The sequence below is a fragment of the Prevotella disiens genome (assembly GCF_900454955.1).
In the GTDB taxonomy this organism is placed as follows: domain Bacteria; phylum Bacteroidota; class Bacteroidia; order Bacteroidales; family Bacteroidaceae; genus Prevotella; species Prevotella disiens.
In genome coordinates this window covers 766,464-786,228 of record NZ_UGTL01000001.1, presented here as the reverse complement: position 1 = coordinate 786,228, position 19,765 = coordinate 766,464, and the positions used below count along the sequence as shown (strand labels likewise).

Genomic DNA, 19,765 nt, shown 5'->3' with positions numbered 1-19,765 from the left:
TATATCAATGATTGTTGTTTAGTTATTCTTGTACGTCTCAACTCTTAATTCTTCTTGGTACGTGCATTGATGGAATTAACCTTCCAGTATGCAGTCATATCTAACGGTTTTCCCTTGCTGTCGCGTCTGCACAATGATGGTACACCTTTCGTGAAGTTCAGCGCAGAACTCATTTCGGCTACAAATCCTTTTCCATTGGTGCGACGAATCAGTGCGCCTTGTAATTGTGAGGGATCGAAAGAGGGATTAGAAAAGTCGTTAATTCCAAATATCCTATTGCAGACACTTGCTGTTCCTCTGTCGTACCACCATACTTTTTCTTTCTTTTCTTCTGATCCTTCCATTACGGGATGTCCTGTTGCATCATACACAGTTACAGAGCTTGGACCTGTCAGCAAGTCCATTTTCTTCTCTGTCGAAGGGCAAATGGTAAGGAAGTCGACAACCCAATTGTAATTCAACTCAATAGCATTGATGCCGCCCATACCAGTTGTGTTATATATCATGTGGTAGTATGCCGTTGGGTATTTTCTGTTCTTTTCCAGTTCTCTTTTCTTCAGCGGATCTGTCTCGTCATTAATTTGATCCTGCTCGGTTCCATACAAATCATATAGTCGATACCAATTGTAGCGAGAGCGTGGCGATTCGTCAGGATAAAATCCGTTTTCGTCTTTGGCATGAGGTTTGGTTGCATCGCCATCAGGAAGTTTCACTAAAGCCATACGCATACTCTGGCTTGGTCCCTTAAATGGTAGTTCAGTCCACAAAACAAGGTCACGCATATTTGGAATATCCTTGTTGTCAAATTTGTCGTTAGGGTCGCACATTCCATTTTTCGGTGAATGCTGGTTGCACAATTCAAAGGTCTTGTCCTTTGGAAGTTTGCTGTAGTCGGGCAGAGCCTCCCAGCCATAGTAATTTTTCTTTGCCTCTTCTTCTGTGGTCTCATTCTCGGCAAGGAATTTCTTCTGGTGATCGCACGCATAATTCACGATGATGACACTGTCACCTGGCTGTATGACATGTGGCTTTTTTGTCACAGGGTCGTTGGGGAAGTACGACATTCCTCCAATGCCATAGTATCGCTTTGTGAAATCTCCATTACCGTCTTTTTGGAATGAATATTGGATACTTGGGTCGACAACATGACAAGCAATTGCCATATTCTCAAGTGATATTGGTTTATTGGTAGGATTGCATATCACCAGATAGTTGGCATCCTCGTATCTGCTATATTGGCTTTTGACGCCGGGGAAGGAAGACAAATCCCTATAAGTGCAGTAACCAATGTAAAAAACTTCTTTGAAAATGAGGTGATCCACTGTTGAATTAGCATCAGTAATGTCTGGCATATCTCCATTTCTCTGGCATGCTGTGAATAGAGATGATAAAGCTATGAAGGCTAATATCAAGGTATAATTTATTTTTTTCATATCCTTGTTTTGTTTATTTGTTCTGATAATTTTTATTGTTTATAATAATTGTATGAATTAGAGGAACCAGTTACCAAATGCGCCAAAGCCATGCGTCTTAACATTTTGGCTTGCTTCGTATGCCTGTTTTCCTGTCAATCCAATCTCTCTACCTAAGTAGAAATAATATGGTTCTGCTGGTGATGCGTTTGTCGGATCGGAATCGAACCTATTGCAATACACCTTGATTGGTATATTAAAGCGTATAAGTTCTTTCCATTCAGGAACCTCAAGTGTCGTATTCTTCGATTGCCAGAAAGGGTTATAGAATGGTGCGCAGGCTTTTTCGCTCTTCATCCAATCCCAATATCCAGCATAGTCCAGCTCCTTGTTGGCAATGGTAGCCTTAGGAATATATGCCTTCTTTCCCTTTTGACATTTCATAACTCTTACGGAAAGATAGAAGTAGGGCAATATGTATGAAGGACGGCTGTATGCTACCGACTCACCAGAAAAACCTTTTACCATGAAAGGCCATGTATCTTTGTTCTCTCCAGTCCCATATCGTCCATCTATTTCAGGCCTAAAGTTAGAGGTAGGCTCGTTGGCCTCATAATAAAAGTTGATGTGTCCTTTTAGTCCTACACAGTCCTTGTCATAGGAAACGCATGAATTAGCATCGGTGGCATCAAGGGGTGGCAGCAACCTAATGTTGTAAAACTCGCGCATACCGTCAGCCATGGCATTCTGATGCCATGTGTCACGGTAGGCATATTCAAACAAATTCTTGGTTGCATTTTGTCTACGCATGAAGATATCGTGACCTAAATTTTCATCCTTATCTACTCCTTCGAAATAAGGTGATACGACAGGATGCTCATCTACTTTGCCATCTTTTCCATTTTTGTCAACTTCCCATGTACCTCTACAGTCTTCGATCTTGTATGGGTTACCCTTATCGTCAACGTCGCTGATGGTAAAGAATATTTGATACTCATCAGAGTGCTTGTATATCTCATCGTTAAGCAACTTTCCATCTTTATCCAAGAAGTACAAGCATACACCCCAAAGGTTTTTATCTCCACCTATAAGGCGAATGTAAGGTTGCTGGGGAGCAGGCTTGCCTAACTTCTTTTCAAAAACAGTTTGAATACTCTTTTCCCATTCCACCTTTACAGTAGGAAACTTTTGTGAATTGTTTTCTACTATGACAAATTCTTCTTGTCTCCATGGCGCTGCTGGGTAAACATAATTGCCATGAAATTTTTCATCTCCGTGTGAGTGTCCCTCTTTGAACATAACTAAGCAGCGAGCCCAGTTGTTGAATGCGCCATCTTGGTCGGGATTGCTCATGGCATCACCAAAGGGAGCTTTTTTCTTCAAGCTGTCAACCATGGCATCCGCACCGCTGTGTGGTACTTCTTTGTGTTCAAGTGGGTTTTCGTTGTAATCGATGTTCATGTTACCAAAGATGAAATCATCACATGATGTACATAGTATCAATATAAGAACGAAACAAAAACTATATTTTTTCATTTTATTATTTTATGTAAATGTCTTGATTAGATAGTCCAGTATAATTGGCACTTTGCTAAATACTCTTTCTCCTCTTAGCCGTGTATGTAAGTTTTCCTTAGTTAGGAGAACGTGCAGCCATATGAGGAATGATGATGCGCAAATGCCTTCCTTTTAGCTGAAGTCTACATGACGAATATATTCTTACGATTCCTTGACAGCAAATATTGAGGATTGAAGAAATAATTCTTGATTTCATTGGTATCCATGTGCGGATAGAACTTTTTGAAATCTTCCACGAACTTCTCGGCTTCATCGTTCATGTCTGCAATGACACGGAATGTTAAAGGAATGTCAATGTCGTGATTGCTCCATTCTGATTTTATCCCATTAAAATTATAAAGTCCTCTACTTCCTCCAAATCCGAGTGTAGGAATTTCAGAACAAGTCTTTGAGTCATCATCTGGATCATCATTTCCATATTTGGGCCAAATAGCATTCTTTGATTTATCCATTTGTGATACGATGTTGCATAGGCTTATTTGCATAGCAAATTCGGTGTTGGCTTGGGTAAACTGTAGAACTCCCTTGAATCCCATTCTGTCCAAATTGTTTGGACCTGTACCTATTTTCCTGCATTGGTGCAGCAATTCCACGAAATCGCCTTGTCTTTGTCTCAGTGCGTTTGTACCATCTGTTACAACACCACCGTCACCGCTACCTTCTTGATACTCATATCCCAATTGTTTCTCAAATGGGTCGGTATCTCGGTATTGGTATTTAAACAACTTGCTAGCAAATTTTGCCGCATGTGGCATGGTGAGTGTTTGAAAGAATTTAAAGCCATTTTCTGTCCATGTGGCTTGATTTTTTTTCAGCGTAGGGAATATATTTATCGCTTTGTCTATCAGCGCGCTGTCAAACGGCATACTATCTGATTTGTTCCCACTTTCAGGTGCAAGCAGTGCGCTGGTCGTGGTAATGTCACAAGGCTTTAGCTTGTCGCCCTCCATCTCAAAGGTAAGCTCTGGGTAGTATGTTGGATTCTTGCCCAGCGTGTGTGGATAAAAACCCTGCTTACTGTTCTTGGATATGGTTTTACCATCTATAGTGTAGCTGTGTTCCAATACTTCGTTGCCAATGGTAAAGAAGTGTTGGTGCTGTACCAATGTAGAATTGTCGAGGTCTGGGTCGCCGTTCTTCTTGTAATAGAACTGTATGAACTCACCGTTTATTTGTTGGTGGTTGGCTCCATAATATGTAAGCTCAAGTCCATAATAAACCTTATCTGACGCAACTACATCAAAATGGTCGCGCTGGCTGGTAATTTGCATTTGTCCATTGTCGCCCTTACTTATTTCAATTTGTTGCATGAGCGGATAGTCTGTCGGTTTATCCGTGTTCACGCTTATCATGTTGTACGAGTCTTGTTTGTATGTGTTGTCTATACTGTTGTCGGCACCAAAGTTTCCAACTTTTATGTCACCACCTTTGAACCCCATTCTAAGTACGGCACTTACTGCGTATATCTGTGAGTGTCCCTTGCCATTGTACTCAATAGAAGCAGGAGGAGCTTTTACTACTTTCTTCAAGAAATCATCAACATTATCGGTAGAACATGCGGCAAGCATGCAGCAGCAGCCTACAGCTAAAATAGTTGAACGTATTATTGTCTTATATTGTAACTTCATTTTCTTAAAATTTAATGATTGTGCGCAAAGAGTAGTTCATACCACGTTCGTGCGCATAATATCTAAATCGATCTGTATATTCCTTATATAATGTGTTGAGAATGTTATCGCCTGTCAACATTACCTTTATTTCCCTGTTGTTGGGCAGTTTGAAGGCAACATCTGCTGTGGTGCCAAGCAGGAAGTAGGGGTCGGGCGATACTGCCACTAAATCCTTGTTGGGGTCGAAACGCTCTTGTTTTGTGACATAGTTGCCAGAGAGAGAGAACGATGCCTTTATCTTTTTCTCTGCACCGAAGAAATGTTCGTAGCTAGCTGACAGTCCATACTTGTCTGATGGCATAAAAGGCAACCAGTCGTTTCGTGTTATGTTGCGTGCAAATATCCATTCGCCTTTTGCTACGATACTGAGTCCTTTAATGGGAATTACTGTAGCTTCTATATCGCCACCATACAGTCTCACATCGTCCTGATCATACATAAACTTGGCATATTTTCCGCTTGGGCTGTTATGAAAACGATTAGCACCATAGCCGATATGGTCGTATATATAACTGTTAATGTGTTGGTAGAACATGCTTGGCTCTACAGATACCCATGTATTGCGATACCTTGCGCCTAAGATGGACTTCCAACCACGCTCACTCTTTAGGTTTCTATTGCCCACTACCCAATAAGAACCTTCTTGAAGTCCGATGGCATAAAGCTCATTGATGTCTGGTGGACGCCACGACCAACCGATGTTCGCACGTATGTCCCAGTTGTCGTTAAACTGATAGTGAGTAGCAAAGCTCGAGGTGAAGTTGCTGTAAACCTTGAAGTCATCGTAATAGTCGTACTTGTTCAGCGTGGTGTAACCGCTCACGCTCATTACTCTAAAGTCGTAACGCAAGCCCAATTCGCATTGCAATTTTTCAAAGAAAGTAGCCTTTTGCAACAGGAAACCACCCATGGTGAGAGCGGCAAAGTTTGGTACAAAGGCAGGATTCTTGGTGCCTGGGAAGTTGTAGTTTATTTGGTATGTGTTTGCTATACCTGCAAAGGTGGACATTTTGTAAGGTTTCCATGAAGCACGATATGACAAGTCGCCCTTGTATGTTTTCAATATAAGGTCTTGCATCGGGATGACGCTCCACTCCTTTTTCATACGGTTCTCATACTCCTGTCGCAAATTTTCTTGGAACGACAAAGTCAGATCCAGCGATTGCTTTGGGTTAATACGATATTTCACCTCGCCCTTCAGCGTGAAGTGTTGTGATTGCTGGAAGGGTATGCCAATTTCATAACTGAATGGTTGCAATGACGACTCTGTTGGACGACCAATGCGGAATCGTTCTTGTAGTTGTGCCAAGTCGGATATTTGGCTGCCAAAATAGATACCAGAACGTTGGTAGAACAAACTTGTAAGCACGGTTGCCGTGATGCGCTTGTTCTCAAAACCACCCATGGCAGACATGCTGATGTTATTGTAGCCCGTGTTGTTCATGATGTATTCGGGCGTATGGTAATCACCACCACGAGTATAGTTGCCGTGCAGGCGCATACCGAAATTCTTCCAACCTGCTTCAATGCTTCCCGAACCGCTTATTCCCCGGGCATTGGTATCATAGCCGATGTTGGTAACTCCTTTCACGATAGGCTTGTTATGCCCATAGGGTAGGGGCGCATCGTTGAGCAACACCACACCACCCATGGCACCAAAACCGTAACGAATACATTCGGCACCCTTTACAACCTCTACCATGCTGGCACCTGTATAGTCAATTTCTGGCGCATGGTCGTTACCCCAACTCTGGCTCTCCAGTTTCACTCCATTGTTCATCAATAGAATACGGCTGCTGTGCATACCTTGAATAACAGGTTTAGCCACCGTACTACCGGCACTGATAGAGCTCACGCCAGGAATGGTCTCTAACATTTTTGCCAACGAGGTGGCACCACCTTTTTCAAGTATACTTTGATCCAAAGTCTTGGCTTGCTGCATGATGTTAGTGTGTCTCTTTTTAGCTGTCACCGTTACTCCACTTAATAGCTGTGCGTCTTCCTTTAACTTGATGTTCAGTGTGCGTGTTTGAGTTGATACATAAGAAATGTAACTCTTGTAACCTACGTATGTGACAGTGATTTTCACATTCTTGCCGCTGTTGCCTAACTTTATAGCGCAGGTACCCGACTCGTTGGTGACGTATGTCTTACCGTTGCTATCTTTTACAACGGCTCCTAATATGGGTTCGCCCGTTAGTGCATCTGTAACTTGAAGAGTCACGCTATCTTCCTCGGCTTTATCTGTGCTTGCGTTCGTGCCGTTGTGTGCCTTTGTGGCAGAGATGCTTAGAAACAGCATCGTCAGCATTAGCAAGCATCCCTTGAAAAGGGAGTCTCGAGCCGATAGAATCTTTTGCGTTCGTTGTTCTTTTTTCGACATTTTACTATTTTAATAATTGTTATAATACTAAAAATCTTTCGAGTGCAAAAGTATTTCAATTTTTCGATACGGAAAAAAAATGTACATACCCAAAGATAGGTATTTTCTTGTTGCTTCTTTTTACGGACATAACTACTTTTAGCGAAAGCAGATGGTGCCGACGAGATTGTTGGCTAAGTCGTGTTCCTCTTGTTTGGAATGTGGTCTGAGTGCTTTTGAAGAACTATTAATAGGAGTTTTCTTCTTACTATTTGAGGCTGGTTCTATAAATTACCACCGCATATTATCATTAAATTTTATGAAATACGTTTTGTTATCTTTTGGCTTCTTTTTATATAAAACAGGCTGCGCCTCAACAATTCAAACAAGTTTGATTGTATTCGGCTTGCTCTGTTTTTCGTTCAAAATGTAACAAAGCTAATTTATAGAACCAGCCTTTATGGAATTTAGAACAATTGGTATTTTCCTCCATTTTAAAAGCTATTGTTTTAACGCTCAAAAGCGTATGTTTTGAGCTCCAAAACCTATTGTTTTGAGTTGCGAAACAATGGGTTTCAAAAAGACATTCATAAGTCTTTGATTTTCAGAAGAATACAAATTGGTTGAAATTTCCGTATTATTTAGGTGCTTTTTAATACAACTGTGTCATTTTGTCGCTTATTTTGCCAATATGGCAGGGTTTATTACGTTGGTACAAACCTTGCAATATGGTTAGTGAAAACAAAAAACAAATAATTAAACAATAATAGGAGGTAAAAATTATGTACAGAAATTCATGGTTACCAGAAGTCTTTAACGATTTCTTTTACAACAATAATATGCCAAAAGCCAACGCTACTGCACCAGCTATCAACGTGTTGGAAGACGAAAACGCTTACACAGTCGAATTAGCTGCCCCAGGTTTGTGCAAAGAAGACTTCGATATTAGTTTGAATAACGAGGGCGATTTGGTGATAAAAATGGAGAAAAAGAATGCTGAAACTGAGCAAAAAGCACATTATTTACGTCGCGAATTTGCTTACAGCAAGTATGAACAAACCCTTATTTTGCCTGATGATGTAGACAAAGATAAGATAGGAGCAAAGATGGCAGATGGCATTTTGAACATTAGTTTGCCAAAGATTCAACAAAGTGTTCAAAAGGTTGCTCGCCAAATTGAAGTAGGATAAAGTTTTAGTAGTTAGATAATTGAGTTTAGGTTAAAAAGAAAAATCCCCAATAGCGACTTTAGCTTTGGGGATTTTTTTCTGTCTTATTTTATAATTTTCTTTGTCGTTCCGTCTTTCATTTTTACGATGTTTAAATTTTTCGTGCAAGGGACTTTTGCAGAGGTCTCTGAATATAATTATTGTTTTATTGATGATTAGCAAACCTTGTTTCTGCCATTTTTTCATATTTAGTTCCAGGCTTTCCGTAGTTTGCAAAAGGGAAAATGCTTATGCCACCACGAGGAGTAAACAAGCCAATCACCTCAATATACTTCGGTTCCATGAGTTTTATCAAATCTTTCATGATGATATTCACACAATCTTCGTGGAAATCACCATGATTTCGGAAGCTGAAAAGGTATAATTTCAAACTTTTACTTTCCACCATACGCACATCAGGAACGTATGAAATACGTATTTCAGCAAAGTCAGGTTGCCCCGTTATTGGACAAAGACTTGTAAATTCAGGACAGTTAAAGCGAACCCAATAGTCATTTTCTTGATGTTTGTTTTCAAAAGTTTCTAATACTTCAGGTGCATAATCCATGCTGTATTGTGTCTTTGCACCCAATTGGGTCAATCCCTCGTTACTTCTTTCCATTGTTTTACGTTTGAAAGTTAAAAAACACCTAATTAATTAGGTAAGAATATGGCTCAATGATGAAGCCTAACAATTAGCTTAAATTAAAGATTTTCCAAATACTATAATTCACACCCGTATCGTAAACATCTTCTCCTTCGTGTTCTTTGAGTTTCTTCACGATTCGAATGGTCATAGGAAGAGCAATAACTTCATAAATAGTTTTCAGCAAAACTTGCCATAACATGAGTTTTGGCAATTCATTTGCAGGCACAACGCCTCCTAAAGCCAATGGGAAAAAGATGATAGAGTCGCAAGTTTCGCCAGCAACAGTACTGAGTATAGCACGCAATGAAAAGCGTTTCCCACCATCATGAATCTTCATTTTGCTCATCACATAAGCATTTGCAAAAGAGCCAATGATGAAAGCCACAAACGAAGCTGCCGCAACACGTGGTGCTAAACCAAAAATGGCATGAAAACCCTCCTGATTATTCCAATAAGGAGCACCAGGAATCCAATCACACAAAGCACCCACTGACACGAAAAAGAAATTCATTGCGAAGCCTGTCCATATCAATAAACGAGCTTTTTTGAATCCCCATACTTCGCAGACACAGTCGTTGATGATGTAAGAAACAGGAAAAACGATTAAACCACCAGTAAGGCTAATCCCTAAAACCGAAATTTGCTTTGTTTCGAGAATGTTTGCCGCTATGAGGCAAACGCAAAAAAGTATGCTGAAAAGCATGAACAGCACACTCACTTGTTGTTTTGTCTTATTCATTATCTTGTTTTGTTAAAGAGGGTTTATCAAGTACCCCTATCCATAAAGTAGGTGCAAAGGTACAAAAAAATCTTAAAGAAGCATGGTTTTATCAATACAATTCTTTATTTTTGCATCTAATTAAAGAAATTACGACCCACACAAGGCGTTCGGATTGTAAATAATTAATAAAGAAATAATATGAAAAAAATCTTTTTGGCAGCCCTCTTAGCTGCACAGACATTCACAGGATTTGCCCAATCGCAAGACTTTAAGCCTTACGAAGAGAAAATGAACAAACTCTACGCTGAGTTTGAAGTAATAGGAAAAGAATTTGCAGGAATTCGTCAAAAAGGCGATGCAATTACAGAAGCCGATAAAAAGCGCGCTGAAGAGTTGTTAGCAAAAGACGATTCACTTACCAGTATCTTTACAACTACTACACTTGAAATTGCAAAGAAATTCAAAGCAACCAAATTTCCTGCAAAATATGTAGGTGATGTCTATGGAAACCTTACTTACGACCAACTCAAAGAGGTTCTCGACCCTACAAGTGGTTATTACAATGAAGAAAGTTTGAAGAATGCAAAGGACTTCCTTGCATCATTAGAACTCCGTCGTCCAGGTCTTATGTACACCGATTTGGTAATGAAAGATATGAACGGTAAGGAAATCAAGTTGAGCCAATTCGCTGGCAAGGGTAACTATGTATTCGTTGATTTCTGGGCAAGTTGGTGTGGTCCATGCCGTCAAGAAATGCCTAATGTAGTTGAGGCTTACAAGCGTTTCCACGACAAAGGTTTAGAAATTGTTGGTGTCAGCTTCGACCAAAAGAAGGAAGCATGGACAGCAATGGTTAAGAAACTCGGTATGACTTGGCCACAAATGTCTGACCTTAAAGGCTGGCAATGTGCAGCAGGCAAGATTTATGGCATTCGCTCTATCCCTTCAAACATCTTGCTTGACCCAGAAGGTAAGATTGTAGATAGCGATTTGCGTGGCGAAGACTTGTTGAACAAATTGGCTGAAATCTACAAATAAGATATTTAAACCTATAAGAAACGACCCATTTAGTTCATGCTAAGTGGGTCGTTTTTTGTTTCAATTGCTTTAAGACAGATGAAAAGACTGAAATATTATCGTTTGAAACTTGTTCTAATCCTTTTGTAAAAGGCTGAAATCGGAATAGTTGTTGAAGAAATATCAGTTCAAAAAATAAAAAATCCCCCGCTCTTATAGAAAAAGAACGGGGAAAATATAAATCAATGTCTATCGTTTTTATGAATCTATTTCTTTCTATAAACTACTTCGTCAGAAGAGTTTGCGTTGCTAACAGGCAAAATAGTCTTTGCTTTTTCGTCAACAATATATTTTAAAGTTTTCGCTGGCTGACCATCTTCAGCATTAAGTGTAATCGTCAGATTAGGTGCTTTGTATTCATAAATACCATGTAGCGAAGTTTCATTGCGGTTATAAGCGCCATGATAATTTCCAAAATTGTCTTGTTCGCCTTGATATTCATAACCAGCAGTTACAACAACATCTTTATTGGTTTGAAATTGGAGCGAACCCCAACGCTTTAAATTACCTTGCAGGTTAAAGTTTGATTTCTCATAGCTCCAAGTTGTATGTACCAAAGCGTTTGTTTCTACTATTTCATCGTTATCCTTATTACATGATGTAAAACTCAATACCATAGCTATTAATGCTAATCCAAAAATAATTTTCTTTTTCATAATTCTGTGGCTTTATATTTATCTTATTCGTTCGCAAAATTAAATAACAAAGAAATATACCTCAAGTGTTTTACATTTTTTGTGAACCAAAGAGCGAATGTTTTTGTCTTAAATCAAGTACATTTGCAAATATTACCCTCAAGTTGTTCTATATTCATATCAAACGAATCACTCTTCCGTAGAAATTCATCTATCTTACTTTGAAGGAAATCACCATAATATATAATAAACATGTGATTTTAGCTTAATTTGCATTAGATTTGGTTATAACATGTTATTTTCTTTTTGCTTTGATTTATATCAAACACATTGACAAAAGTCAAAACAAACGGCTCAAAACAACATTTTTCACCTTAATTTGATTTCTTTTTGTCAGAATGTATGTAATTTTGCATCGTATAATTCAAAGTAATGCTTCGAATTATTAATCTTCAATAGAGAAAAGAGAGGTTAAAGGATATCCTCGTGAATTAGTAATTTAAATGTAAAGGGATTGATTATGAAAATGATGAAAAAATTAGCAAGCAATAAAATTATACCTTATTTTGTAAAGGCATTAGAAATGTATAACATAGGACGCATAAATTGTCCTTCATAAATTAGAGATTTAAGAAACGATAAGTATTAATATGAAAGGCGAGTATGTCGAAATTTCGATATACTCGCCTTTTCTTTGTGTTGTTCTCTCGCATCTTTTACAAAGTAAAGTAACCTTTTTAAATCAAGAGAGTGTATGTTCTAAGCTTTCGTAACTTTCAAAAGTTCGTCCCAACCATTAGCAACGTCCTTAATAGTATGGAAAAGAATGTTTGCGCCCTCGTTTATTAATGTTTCATCGGACAGCGGACCACTATTTACAGCGATTGTAAAACATTTTGCAGCCACACCAGCACGGACGCCAAGGGGGGCATTTTCTACAACAATACCCTCCCACGGAGCAAAATTGCCCGCCTTTTTAAGTCCTGCAAGATAAGGGTCAGGATTGGGTTTTCCACGCTTTACATCGAAGGCTGTGGTTACTTGACTTTCGTCTATAAAATCTTTAAAGTCAGATAGCAAACGTTCTATCAGCAATCGTTGCCCACTTCCTGTTACAATACCTATTTTTAGCCCACTTGATTTAATTTTCTTCATCAAGTCTATCACACCATCAAATATATGTGTCTTTGGCATTTCTTGAAAAATATGCGCTTTCAGTTGGTACATTTTTTCGGCTTCCGATTCAGAAATTTCTTTTCCCCATTGTTCTTTGGCATATTTCCGAACCGTATCAACTCCTCGTGCCCCTTCCGTCGCGTAAGCATCTTCAGCCGTAAAAGTGATGCCACACTCCTTCATAGCCTTTTGCCATGCCTTTGCATGAGTAGGCATGGAGTCGTAAAGAACCCCGTCCATATCGAAAAGAACCACCTTTGGAGCAAAAAATTGTTGCGTTTTTTCGTTGTATTGTGCAATTGCTTCTTGAAACATTTTTACCTTATTGCAACTAAAAAGCCCACTCCTTAATATGAGGAATGGGCTTTATTTTTTATAATCTTTTTCTGATTGCTTTGCTTTCTTCCTCATATCCAGGTTTGTTCAGCAATGCAAACATATTCTTTTTGTAAGCCTCAACACCAGGTTGGTTAAATGGATTTACTTCCTGAACCAATCCACTAATACCGCAAGCCTTCTCAAAGAAGTAAATAAGCTGACCAATATAATATTCGTTCAACTTTGGAATACTGATGCGAATATTTGGAACGCCACCATCAACGTGTGCCAATCGTGTGCCAAGTTCTGCCATTTTGTTCACCTCGTCAATGCGCTTTCCTTCTAAGAAGTTAAGACCATCAAGGTTTTCATCATCGTGTGGGAAAAGCAAAGTTTTGTTGGTTTCTTCCACAGAGAGTACAGTTTCAAAGATAGAACGCTCGCCATCTTGAATCCATTGTCCCATAGAGTGCAAATCAGTTGTAAAATCACAAGCCGCAGGGAAAATACCTTTTTGTTCCTTTCCTTCACTTTCGCCGTAAAGTTGTTTCCACCATTCAGCCATAAAGTGTAGCTTTGGTTGGAAATTAGCCATGATTTCTATCTTCTTTCCTGCCTGTGAATAAAGTGCTTGGCGTATCGCAGCGTAACGAGCAGCAATGTTTTGAGCAAATGGAGCATTGGCAGATGTAGCCTCTTCCATATCTTGTGCGCCCTTAATCAGTTGCTGAATATCAAATCCTGCTACTGCAATAGGCAACAATCCGACAGGTGTAAGCACAGAGAAACGACCACCAACATTGTCAGGAATAACAAAAGTTTTGTATCCTTCACGTGTTGCAGCAGTGCGAGCAGCACCTTTTTCAGCGTCTGTAATGGCTACAATAACACCTTTTGCTTCATTCTTTCCACGTTGATTTTCACATTGTTTCTTCAACAAACGGAAAGCGAGCGCAGTTTCGGTTGTTGTTCCTGACTTAGAAATATTAATGACACCAAATCGTTTATCTTTCAAAAAGTCAGTAAGTTCATAAAGATAATCTTCGCTAATGTTGTTGCCAGCATAAAGAATTGTAGGATTTTTCTTTTCCTTCAACAACCATGCGAAGCTATTATCTAAGGCTTCGATAATGGCACGAGCACCCAAATAAGAACCTCCAATACCTGCAACTACCACATAATCACACTTTTCGCGCAATGTGTTAGCTACGCCCACTACTTCATTGATGAACTCCTCCGTAACACTTGAAGGCAAATGCAACCAACCTAAAAAGTCGTTTCCTGCGCATGTTCCTTTCTCCAAAGCCTCTTGTGCAGCAGCTACTTGTGGTGCATACGCTTCTACCGTACCAGGATTTAATACCTGTGCGGCTTTTGAAATGTCTAATTTAATCATTTCCATGTTATTTTACCTGAATGAATCTGTTAATAATTTTATTTCCACTTGCGGGCTTATTCGCTCGTATAATATATTGTAAACGGCATCAAGGATAGGCATATTAACATGCAAGTGTCGGTTTATTTCCTTCATACACTTTGTACCGAAATAACCTTCTGCAATCATTTCCATTTCCATTTGTGCCGATTTCACGCTGTATCCTTTACCAATCATCATGCCGAAAGTGCGGTTTCGGCTAAAATTGCTGTATCCTGTAACCAATTGGTCGCCCAAATAAACACTATCCACCATGCTACGTTGCATTGGATTGATGCTACTTAACAAGCGTTCCATTTCTTGCATTGCGTTCGAAATGATGACTGCTTGAAAGTTATCGCCATATTGTAATCCAGAGCAAATACCCGAGGCAATGGCATAAACATTCTTTAAAACCGAAGCATATTCAATGCCAAGCACATCGCGTGAAACCTTTGTTTTCACATAATTGGACACTAACTTATCGGTCAAAGCGTGTGCTTTTTCTTGGTCGGTACACCCTACTGTTAGATAAGTGAGACGTTCCATAGCCACTTCCTCGGCATGTGAGGGACCACCAATAACTGCCAAATTCTCCTCTGGCACATGACACACCTTATTAAAGTATTCCGAACATACTAAATTTTCGTCTGGCACAATGCCTTTAATGGCTGCTACGATAAATTTATCATGCAATTTATGCTTTACCTTTTTCAATATACCTTTAAGGTAAGGCGATGGTGTTACGAAAATTAACGTATCATAATCTTGCACTAAACGATTGATGTCTGACGATAATCTAATCTCGTTGATATCGAAATGAGCACTCGTCAAATAGGTGGGATTGTGTCCTAACCGCTTAAATTGCTCTATCGATTCGTCGCGTCGAAAGTACCAACCTATGTGGTGGGTATGTTCCACCACAATCTTGGCGATAGCTGTTGCCCAACTTCCGCTTCCGATGATTGCTATATTTCCTACGTCATACATGTTTTTAGGATAAGGAAGAGCTTAGCCCCTCCTTGTTTTATTATTGTGCTTTATCAATCCACTGTTGAATTTCATCAACCGATGGTTTTTCATAACCAAGCTTATATTTCTTATTGATTTCGCCAATTTTTTGTTGCAAACCTTGTGCTTTTTCATCTTTGATATTCTGAATCAAATTGAAACCGCACTTGCGCAAAACGTAAGCCCATTCTTCTGGCACACCTATTTCAGCCCATTCTTTGATGCTGCTTTGTGGTATTTTTGCCTCTGGCTTCATTTGTGGGAAGAGCAATACTTCTTGAATGTATTCCTGACCTGTCATCAACATGACCAAACGGTCAATACCAATACCGATACCCGATGTTGGTGGCATACCATATTGCAAAGCACGAAGGAAGTCTTGGTCGATTATCATTGCTTCATCATCGCCATTATCAGCCAAACGCATTTGCTCTTTGAAACGTTCTTCTTGGTCGATAGGGTCGTTCAATTCCGAGTAAGCGTTGGCCAATTCCTTACCATTTACCATAAGTTCGAAACGTTCTGTAAGTCCTGGCTTAGAACGGTGCATCTTTGTCAATGGCGACATTTCAACTGGATAGTCTATGATGAACGTTGGCTGAATGTAAGAACCTTCACAAAACTCTCCAAAGATTTCGTCAATGAGTTTACCCTTACCAAAACTTGCATCAATACCTTCCAATTTTAATTCGTTTACAGCTATGTTGCGAATTTCTTCTTCGGTCTTATCGTTCAAGTCGAAGCCTGTTTTTTCTTTGATAGCATCGAGGATAGGAAGGCGACGGAATGGTGCTTTAAAGCTAATGAGTTTGTCGCCCACTTGTATTTCAGGTTTTCCATTTACCGCTGTGCAAATCTTTTCTATCAAACGTTCTGTGAAACTCATCATCCAGTTGTAATCCTTGTATTGCACATAGAGTTCCATGCAAGTAAACTCTGGATTGTGGAAACGGTCCATACCTTCGTTACGGAAGTTTTTTCCGATTTCGTATACGCCTTCAAAGCCACCTACGATTAATCGCTTCAGATAAAGTTCGGTAGCAATACGCATATACATTTCAGTGTTCAACGCATTGAAATGGGTAATAAATGGACGCGCACTTGCTCCACCTGCTATGGTCTGCAAAGTTGGTGTTTCCACTTCTGTGTAACCTGCTTCGTCAAAGAAGTTACGCATGGTTCTCAAAACGGTAGCACGCTTTTGGAAAGTCTCCTTTACGCCTTCGTTTACCACTAAATCGACATAGCGTTGGCGATAGCGGAGTTCTGGGTCGTCAAATTTATCGTAAGCAACACCGTCCTTGTATTTCACAATAGGAAGCGGTTTTAAGCTCTTTGAAAGCAAAGTAAGCTCTTGGGCATGGACAGAAATCTCGCCCATCTGTGTTTTAAAGACATAGCCTTTAATGCCTACGAAATCGCCAATATCAAGCAATTTCTTGAATAACACATTGTAAATATCCTTGTTTTCACCTGGGCAAAGGTCGTCGCGAGTAATGTAAACTTGAATTCTACCCTTGCTATCTTGTATTTCTGCAAATGAAGCTTTACCCATTACACGGCGACCCATAAGGCGACCTGCAATGACAACTTCACGCTTTTCGTCTTCTTTAAATTCCGATTTTATATCCGTTGAAAAAGCATTGGTTGGAAACTCTGCTGCTGGATATGGGTCAATGCCCATGTTGCGCAATTCCTGCAAGCTCTGACGGCGTACAATCTCTTGTTCTGATAATTCTAAAACGTTCATTTTATTTTAATCGAAGTATAATCTTATAATTTGCAAAAGTACGAAATTATTTGCAAATAATTGGTGTTTTAGCCTTTTTTAGTGTCAAGAACTTATGCAAGACCTTCCGAAAGCGTGCAATATATTGAAATTAACAAATAAATTCGCTTATCCTAATTACGTTAATTTCTGTTTACCACACAAGCTATTTGTTAATTTAAATCCAACATATAACTATCATACGTCCCGTATTCAAAAATAAAAAATATTTTTCTATGAATTTAGTCTCTATTCGTGTGCAATGATAAAACATTACATATCAACACCTTGCTTCAAAGAAATTATTTTTGTGCAATAATCATACAGTATTTATATTACCTATGGAACAAAACATAATACCAAAAGAACTATTTTTCAAATAAATCAGCCACATGTTTCTATCTAAAAATCACCTTTTCTCCCTTCAAAACCTATGCTTTTGCAGTTCAAAACCTATGCTTTTGCATTTCAAAATAGCCATCTACACAATTTACTACACATTTTAGGAATTATTAGAGCCAAAATTTTAGCAACTTTAAAATTAACATTTAATCTAAAATAAAACTATTTTTAACTATAAAACGTATTGGAAAATTTCTCTCGAAATATATTTTTCAATTACAAAGAAATAAAACTTATGCCCTCCAAGGTCACCGCGTAACCAACCCACTCACCGTATTTATATCCACAACGGAAAGAAAATTGTTATAAAATAATTGTACAAATAGGTTACAATAAAATAGAGATAAAGGTGGCATTCCCCCAAGGAGTGTTACCTTTATTTCTGTAGATAAAATGTAAAAAACATAACTAATTGTGATTTGTTTCTTCAAACATAAGGATTTTTTAAAAATAATGGTTACATTTGTAACATTATTCATTTTTTAAAAAGTAACATCTACAAAACAATTTTATGAAAAGAATATTACTTTCAGCACTTTTCGCAGCTGCAACAATACTTCCAACATTCGCAATTGGTCCTTCGCCACGAATTTGGACTACAAAGCAAAGTGATGGCACATTATTGAAATTCCGCCAACACGGAGTAGAACGAGTAGAATATTTCACCACATTGGACGGGAAATTCATGGTAAAAAATGCCAATGGTGATTTAGCTTACGCTATGATACAAGATGGAAAATTGGTTGCTTCACAATACATTGCGCACGAAGCTGGTAATCGTTCTAACGAAGAAAAAGCATTTTTGAACAATAATGATGTAGCCAATAAATTGAGTATATTACATACCACTCACCGACATGCCCGCCATGCACCTCTCAAAGCCATTCATGCCTCAACAGATGACGGATTAGGTAAATTCAATACAACAGGAGCGGGAGGTGTTAATAGCATTGGCACCCCAACTATTCCTGTAATCATGGTCGAATTTACCGATGCAAAATTTGATGCGAAAACAACAAAAGAAAAGTTGGAACGCTTTTATAACGAAGTGGGATACAAGGACGAATTACTATGCAAGGGGTCGGTAAAAGATTACTTTACTTCGCAAAGTCGTGGAAAATTTGTACCTACTTTTGAAGTTTTAGGTCCTGTAAACGTTAATAAAAGCTATAAAACATACGGCAAAAGAACGATTTATGATGAAGATTCTGATATTGACGGATTGGTAAGAGATGCCGTAAATGCGGCAACAGCCAAAGGATATAAATTTGACAACTTTAAGGATAAAGATGGAAAAGTGCAATTGGTGTGCATTCTTTATGCTGGAAAAGGACAAGCTACAGAAAGCAATGCAGACCCTAATACAGCAGACTTAATCTGGCCATGTCAAAACGATATCAACGAAACCATTGGCAATACGCACTTTAATTCCTTCTTCGTTGGTAACGAATTAGACCATGAAAACAAATTAATGGGTATGGGTATATTCTGCCATGAGTTTGGACATGCTTTAGGTTTACCCGACTTCTATAAAACAGACTATTACACAGATGGCGATGACCCATTCGGTTTTTGGTCTATCATGGACGGTGGTGCTTATGTAAACGATGCACGTGCACCTATCGGCTATACTGCATACGAACGTTCTTACTTAGGTTGGTTGGATATTAAAGAGTTGAAAAAAACAGAAGAAGTAGTTCTCGACCCTGTAAGCAATCCAAATGGAACATTAGCAGCATTGGTTCGCAACCCAGAAAATAACAAAGAATACTTCATTATGGAAAATCGCCATACAGATACATGGTATCCAGCATCATATACCTACGGCGATATTTGCACTTTTGGTAATGGTTTGCTGCTCACCCACTTCTCATACGATAAATATACTTGGGATAAAAACGTAGTAAACAACGATTACAATTTTAAACACGCATACGTTGTTACAGCTAATAACGAGAAGTTAAGTTTTAATGCTCGCCGTGAACATTTATTTGGAGTGAACAAAAAGCAGATAGATATCTTTGATTTTTGGACAGGAAAGTCTATTGGACAGCCTGTAAACAACATTGTTGTTAATCCTGATGGAACGATTAAATTCACTTATTCAATACTTGACCCAGCTGGAATAGAGAACGTAACAACCACGCAACAACAAGGTGATGGATACTATTACGACCTCCAAGGACGCCGTGTAACCCACCCTACTCACGGTATTTATATCCATAATGGAAAGAAAATTGTTGTAAAATAATATTCCAAATAGATAACAACGGAAAAGAAATAAAGGTAGCTATCCGCCAAGGGTTGCTACCTTATTTTAATTTATAGGAAACAAAAACAGTATTTCCTTTACGAATGCGCAAT

Annotated in this window: 14 protein-coding genes; 3 read left to right on the top strand and 11 right to left on the bottom strand. The window is 38.8% G+C overall.

Features of this window, described 5'->3' with window-relative positions; all coding sequences use genetic code 11:
• Positions 1–44 precede the first annotated feature (44 nt).
• The 4 genes from DYI03_RS03420 to DYI03_RS03405 all read right to left on the bottom strand — a co-directional run bounded on the left by DYI03_RS03420 (position 45) and on the right by DYI03_RS03405 (position 7,043).
• On the bottom strand, positions 45–1,433 hold the full coding sequence (locus tag DYI03_RS03420) for a hypothetical protein (RefSeq protein WP_021670203.1): 1,389 nt from the start codon (positions 1,431–1,433) through the stop codon (positions 45–47).
• A 57-nt stretch (positions 1,434–1,490) separates the two neighbouring features.
• On the bottom strand, positions 1,491–2,948 hold the full coding sequence (locus DYI03_RS03415; RefSeq protein ID WP_036870571.1) for a hypothetical protein: 1,458 nt from the start codon (positions 2,946–2,948) through the stop codon (positions 1,491–1,493).
• Between the two features lie 164 nt (positions 2,949–3,112).
• Positions 3,113–4,558, bottom strand: a complete 1,446-nt coding sequence (locus DYI03_RS03410; protein ID WP_021670205.1) for a hypothetical protein — start codon at positions 4,556–4,558, stop codon at positions 3,113–3,115.
• Between the two features lie 64 nt (positions 4,559–4,622).
• Positions 4,623–7,043: a TonB-dependent receptor gene (locus DYI03_RS03405; RefSeq protein WP_004358511.1), complete on the bottom strand. Its 2,421-nt coding sequence runs from the start codon at positions 7,041–7,043 to the stop codon at positions 4,623–4,625.
• 761 nt (positions 7,044–7,804) lie between these two features.
• Here DYI03_RS03405 and DYI03_RS03400 point away from each other — a divergent pair.
• Positions 7,805–8,212 carry an Hsp20/alpha crystallin family protein gene (locus DYI03_RS03400; protein WP_004358506.1) on the top strand — a complete coding sequence of 136 codons (408 nt, stop codon included), beginning with the start codon at positions 7,805–7,807 and terminating at the stop codon, positions 8,210–8,212.
• Between the two features lie 184 nt (positions 8,213–8,396).
• Here the strand turns inward: DYI03_RS03400 and queF are convergent, their stop codons facing one another.
• Together queF and DYI03_RS03385 are read right to left on the bottom strand one after the other, a co-directional pair.
• Complete coding sequence (gene queF / locus DYI03_RS03390) at positions 8,397–8,852, bottom strand: preQ(1) synthase (RefSeq protein ID WP_004358533.1); 456 nt, start codon at positions 8,850–8,852, stop codon at positions 8,397–8,399.
• A gap of 73 nt (positions 8,853–8,925) precedes the next feature.
• Entirely contained in the window at positions 8,926–9,618 is a 693-nt protein-coding gene (locus DYI03_RS03385; protein WP_004358529.1) for a queuosine precursor transporter, read from the bottom strand.
• Between the two features lie 180 nt (positions 9,619–9,798).
• On the opposite strand from DYI03_RS03385, the gene DYI03_RS03380 reads away from it, so the two are divergent.
• Entirely contained in the window at positions 9,799–10,638 is an 840-nt protein-coding gene (locus DYI03_RS03380; RefSeq protein ID WP_004358498.1) for a TlpA family protein disulfide reductase, read from the top strand.
• Positions 10,639–10,883: 245 nt separating this feature from the next.
• On the opposite strand, the gene DYI03_RS03375 is transcribed toward DYI03_RS03380, so the two are convergent.
• The 5 genes from DYI03_RS03375 to lysS form a co-directional block, all read right to left on the bottom strand.
• Positions 10,884–11,333 carry a hypothetical protein gene (locus DYI03_RS03375; RefSeq protein WP_021670209.1) on the bottom strand — a complete coding sequence of 150 codons (450 nt, stop codon included), beginning with the start codon at positions 11,331–11,333 and terminating at the stop codon, positions 10,884–10,886.
• Positions 11,334–12,071: 738 nt separating this feature from the next.
• Entirely contained in the window at positions 12,072–12,803 is a 732-nt protein-coding gene (locus DYI03_RS03370; protein WP_021670211.1) for an HAD family hydrolase, read from the bottom strand.
• Between the two features lie 58 nt (positions 12,804–12,861).
• Positions 12,862–14,208: a glucose-6-phosphate isomerase gene (locus DYI03_RS03365; protein ID WP_021670212.1), complete on the bottom strand. Its 1,347-nt coding sequence runs from the start codon at positions 14,206–14,208 to the stop codon at positions 12,862–12,864.
• A 6-nt stretch (positions 14,209–14,214) separates the two neighbouring features.
• The gene (locus tag DYI03_RS03360; protein WP_004358525.1) at positions 14,215–15,210 is read right to left on the bottom strand and encodes an NAD(P)H-dependent glycerol-3-phosphate dehydrogenase; all 996 of its coding nucleotides are present in this window, start codon (positions 15,208–15,210) and stop codon (positions 14,215–14,217) included.
• Between the two features lie 40 nt (positions 15,211–15,250).
• On the bottom strand, positions 15,251–16,981 hold the full coding sequence (lysS, locus tag DYI03_RS03355) for a lysine--tRNA ligase (protein ID WP_004358518.1): 1,731 nt from the start codon (positions 16,979–16,981) through the stop codon (positions 15,251–15,253).
• 931 nt (positions 16,982–17,912) lie between these two features.
• On the opposite strand from lysS, the gene DYI03_RS03350 reads away from it, so the two are divergent.
• Positions 17,913–19,652 (top strand): M6 family metalloprotease domain-containing protein, encoded by a 1,740-nt coding sequence (locus DYI03_RS03350; protein WP_021670213.1) that lies wholly within the window; start codon positions 17,913–17,915, stop codon positions 19,650–19,652.
• The last annotated feature ends 113 nt before the right edge of the window (positions 19,653–19,765 follow it).